General features: G+C 36.9%; 6 protein-coding genes. 4 read left to right on the plus strand and 2 right to left on the minus strand.

From position 1 onward, the window contains the following. The 4 genes from M901_RS03460 to pheA all read left to right on the plus strand — a co-directional run. Positions 1–366 (plus strand): chorismate mutase (locus M901_RS03460; protein WP_021276790.1); only part of this gene is annotated, 366 nt, incomplete at its 5' end. A gap of 34 nt (positions 367–400) precedes the next feature. Further along, a complete protein-coding gene (locus M901_RS03465) occupies positions 401–1,561 on the plus strand; it encodes a pyridoxal phosphate-dependent aminotransferase (RefSeq protein WP_021276789.1) in 1,161 nt (386 codons plus the stop codon). After that, entirely contained in the window at positions 1,558–2,286 is a 729-nt protein-coding gene (locus M901_RS03470) for a prephenate dehydrogenase/arogenate dehydrogenase family protein (protein WP_021276792.1), read from the plus strand. Before M901_RS03465 ends, M901_RS03470 begins: the two co-directional genes overlap by 4 nt. After that, the gene (pheA, locus tag M901_RS03475) at positions 2,283–3,119 is read left to right on the plus strand and encodes a prephenate dehydratase (RefSeq protein ID WP_021276793.1); all 837 of its coding nucleotides are present in this window, start codon (positions 2,283–2,285) and stop codon (positions 3,117–3,119) included. Before M901_RS03470 ends, pheA begins: the two co-directional genes overlap by 4 nt. Here the strand turns inward: pheA and M901_RS03480 are convergent. Both M901_RS03480 and M901_RS03485 read right to left on the minus strand, forming a co-directional pair. Then, on the minus strand, positions 3,111–3,698 hold the full coding sequence (locus tag M901_RS03480; protein WP_021276791.1) for a septation protein IspZ: 588 nt from the start codon (positions 3,696–3,698) through the stop codon (positions 3,111–3,113). The genes pheA and M901_RS03480 overlap by 9 nt on opposite strands. A 78-nt stretch (positions 3,699–3,776) precedes the next feature. Next, on the minus strand, positions 3,777–4,265 hold a 489-nt coding region (locus M901_RS03485), incomplete at its 5' end, for a WYL domain-containing protein (RefSeq protein WP_157679803.1).

The following is a 4,265-nucleotide window of genomic DNA, read 5'->3' on the forward strand; positions in this document are numbered from 1 at the left end:
AGAAATATTATTGGATCTCTTTCTCTTCGAAACGAAAGAACTGAAGACAAGACATTTGAAGACTCTCTCGAAAAGCTAAGAGCAAAAATTGATGAAGCTGATAGAGAAATACTTGAGCTTCTTCATATGAGAATGAATATTGTAAAAGAAATTGGTCTCTCAAAGAAAGAAAATAATATTACTCCTCTTCAAATTGGAAGAATGGATGCTGTGATGAAAAATCGCTCAGAACTAGGAAGAAAACTAGGTCTAGACGAAAAATACATTGAAGATATCTTCCATGTCATTCATACTGAATCAGTGAGACAACAAACAAAAATCATGAATGATTTTCCAACAAAGTCTGACGAAAAAGATAAGAAATAGAAAATCTTAAATTCAACTATCCAAAGAGAGGAACATGGAAGTTTCCAAGAGAATTTCTGCTATTGCGCCGTCTGGTAGTATTGCTATCGCGGCGAAGATTGCCAAGTTAAGAAAGAATGGTGAGCACATCATTGGACTCAATGTTGGAGAGCCTGATTTTCAAGCACCGGATAAAGTTATCCAAGCAACCGTCAAGGCCCTAAAAGAGGGAAAAACGCGATACTCTCTCGTTAGAGGAGAAGACTCTCTTAGAGAAGAGATTGCCCGTTACTATAATAGAAAATTCAGCCGAAAAATTTCAGAAGAAAATATTCTCGTTGGAAACGGATCAAAACAAGTTCTTTATAATGCTTTCCAAGCCATTCTAGATGAAGGAGATGAAGTTATCATCCCTATCCCATACTGGGTAACTATTCCTGAATCAGTAAAGTTAGCTGGAGGAGTAAATGTCTTTGTCGACAGTAAAGAAAACTTCCATCTTGACCTAGAAAAGATTGAAGCGGCCATTACAGAAAAGACAAAAGTCATTTATATCAATACTCCAAATAACCCTACAGGTGTCGTTTATACAAGAGATGAACTAACGGCATTAGGAGAGCTTGCGAAAAAGCATGATCTCTTTATTATTTCTGATGAGGCCTATGAAGCTCTTGTCTATGACGGAGAATTTGTAACTCCTTCAACACTTAGTCAGGATCTCTTTGAGAGAACGATCTGTGTTCAAAGTTTTTCAAAAACTTTTTGTATGACAGGTTTTAGAATTGGATACATGATTGCGAATGAAGAATTGATCTCCCATATAGATAGATTTCAAGGACACCTTTGTGGAAATATTGCTCCCTTCTCTCAATATGGAGCGGCCCAAGCACTCAAATCTGAAGATGAAATTGTCACACCTCTTTTAAAAGAGATGCGAGAGAGAAGAGATTTGAGCTATGAACTCTTCTCAAAGCTCTTTCCATGTCATAGACCAGAGGGCGCTTTTTATCTCTTCCTAGATATTAATCCATATATTCAATCGGGCTTAGTTAAAGATAGTGCTCATATGGTTGAGTTCCTTATTGAAAAAGCTAAGGTTGCCCTTGTTCCTGGAATTTCATTTGGCCAAGAAGGTTATATTCGTCTTGCTTACACAGCAACGAAGAGCGAAATCGAAGAAGCATTTAATCGAATGAGTGAGGTACTCAAAGCATGAAAGTTGGAATCATTGGTTTTGGACGTTTAGGAAGTCTTATCTCTAAATACATGTCTCAAGACTTTACTCTCTTAGTACATGATCTTCACGACTACAGTAGCGAGATAGAAAAGATTGGTGCAACTCCAGCGACTTTTGAAGAAGCTTGTGATTGCCCTATCGTCATTCCTTTTGTGCCAATGAGTGAATTTGAAAACTGTATTAAGAAGATGGCTCCACTTTTAAAGAAAGAGACTCTTTTAGTTGATGTCTGTTCTGTCAAAGAGATGCCTGTTGATATTATGATGAAACATCTTTCAAAGGATATTCAAATCCTGGCCACTCACCCAATGTTTGGACCAGACTCGGCCAAGGATACACTCTTTGGTACAAAGATCGCTGTTTGCCCAGTGAGAATTGATCAAGAACTCTACAATAAGATCTCAACTTATCTTAGATCCCACGGAATAAAAACAATAGAATCAACACCTGAAGAGCACGACAAACAAATAGCAAATACTCTTGTGTTGACTCACCTTATAGGACGTAGTCTTATTGATTTTGATGCTCATCGCTTAGAAATTGATACTAAAGGTTATCGTAGACTTCTCAAAATCCTAGAAACTGTTGAAAATGATTCTTGGCAACTATTTGAAGATATGAATAAGTATAATCGCCACGCAAAAGAGACTCGCGAAACATTCTTACACTCTTTAAAAGGAGTGATCTCGAGGTTAGAAAATTGAAAGTCGCATTCCAAGGAACAAAAGGTTCTTATTCAGAAGAAGCCCTCTATCGCTTTTTTGGTAAAGAGAAAGTTCAACCCGTTGGTATTGATTTAAGTGAAGACGTTTGTCTTGCGCTAGAAAATAAGGAAGTTGGTGCGGCCATTCTTCCAATTGAAAATAGTATTGTTGGAAATGTTGATATCAATATGGATCTCATTTTCAAGCATAACTTCTTTGCCATAGGTGAAGTTTATCTTCCGATTAATCACTGCCTACTCGTCAATCCTGGAACAAAGTTTGAAGATATAAATATTGTTCACTCACACCCGATTGCCCTAGCTCAGTGTCACGACTTCTTTAAGGCCAATGGATTAAAGCCTGTTCCAGAATATGATACGGCGGGATCAGCGAGGCTACTCAGTGAGAGAAAAGTCCTCGATGAGGCAACAATTGGATCACGTCTTTGTAGTGAGTACTATGGGCTAGAAATCCTTAACGATAAGGTCCAGAAAGTCGAAAACAATATTACACGCTTCCTCGTTTTTGTAAGAGAAAATGATATTCCGACAGGTATTGGACAGGAAAAAACAAGTATCGCCTTCTCGACAAAGCACCACCCTGGTGCACTCTTAGGATGCCTACAGGAATTTTCAAAGAATGGAATAAACTTAACAAAGATTGAATCACGCCCTATTCCAGAAAATCCTTTTATGTATATTTTCTATATTGATTTTATGGGCGCAATTCAAGAGCCAAATATAAAGCAGTGCCTGCAAGATCTTAAGAAAGATGCATCAAATATCAAAATTATTGGAAGCTACCCTGTCGGAAAAAGACCTGATTTAGATTGATGAATCGTTTATAGATTCAAGATACTGTTGTTCAAGATACTCTCTCATACTCTTTCTTAGCACAAAGACTTCTGCCAACATAAATACTGCAAAGACGATATAAAAACCAATTGTCTTAAAGAAAGCCCAGGTCGAAGTTGTTTCAAATTTTGCTAAGTAGGCCATAAAGAATGCAAAGGCCAATAAGAAATAGGCCAAATGCTTTTCAAGCTTTTTCAAAATAACTTCAGGCATTTTATTCTTAAGCTTAAGTTCATCAGTCATCTTCCAAAGAAGACTCTCCCCTTTAGAAAGATTGAACATCAAGTAACCAAAAAGTAGAACACCCGTAAAAAATGGCTGAAGCTTAAACCAAATCCCATCTTTTCCAATTAAAGAAATTGGGCCAAGGATGAGTAAAAGAATAAGATTCATCTTTGATAAGCTGTGAACATGTTTTGTGAATATCTTCTCAAAAAGAACCTCTATGACTGCAAGAGAGAGTCCCCCAATAACAGCTACTTCGATTGTTTGAGTTTCTTCTAAGTACCAGTAAACAAGGGCAGGTATAAATGAAAGGAGAAAGATATTTTTCTTCATACATTTAAGTTACCTGAAAAAAGAAGGATCGAAAACCATCAGTTCATTTAAATAAGAAATATTTTCAAAACCCTTTAATTAAGCTGCTTTACGTTCATCACAAAAGTTTTCAAAGTCATTCTTTATAGAACTTGGATCAAGTATGGATATCTTATCCTTGATTGAATAGAGCCATTCAAAAAGATAAGTGGAGGTTTCTACTGATGCCGCCCAAATAATATCTCCATATTGATTAGTCGTAGTATAAGGATTTCCCAAGAAGATCACATCACTTGGCATTGAGATATCCTCTCCGCAGTTGATCTTTAGCACTAACCTTTCATCACTTCCAGCAACGGCCCTCATCGCATTGATAAAGTCCTCTACCTCAAGTCGTGAAAAGAGAGAGCGATAGTCACTACCACGTACTTCAATATCATCAATTTGATCAATTTCAATTGTAATAAGTTGCTTAGTACGAATATCTTCACCAATAACAGAAAGTGTATTTTCAAAGAAGATAACTCTCCATGGGAAGATCTCTTTTACACTCTGATCAAGAAAGGTCATTTGGCAATAACGCTGAGT

It is taken from the genome of Bacteriovorax sp. DB6_IX (assembly GCF_000447775.1).
Taxonomy (GTDB): Bacteria; Bdellovibrionota; Bacteriovoracia; order Bacteriovoracales; family Bacteriovoracaceae; genus Halobacteriovorax_A.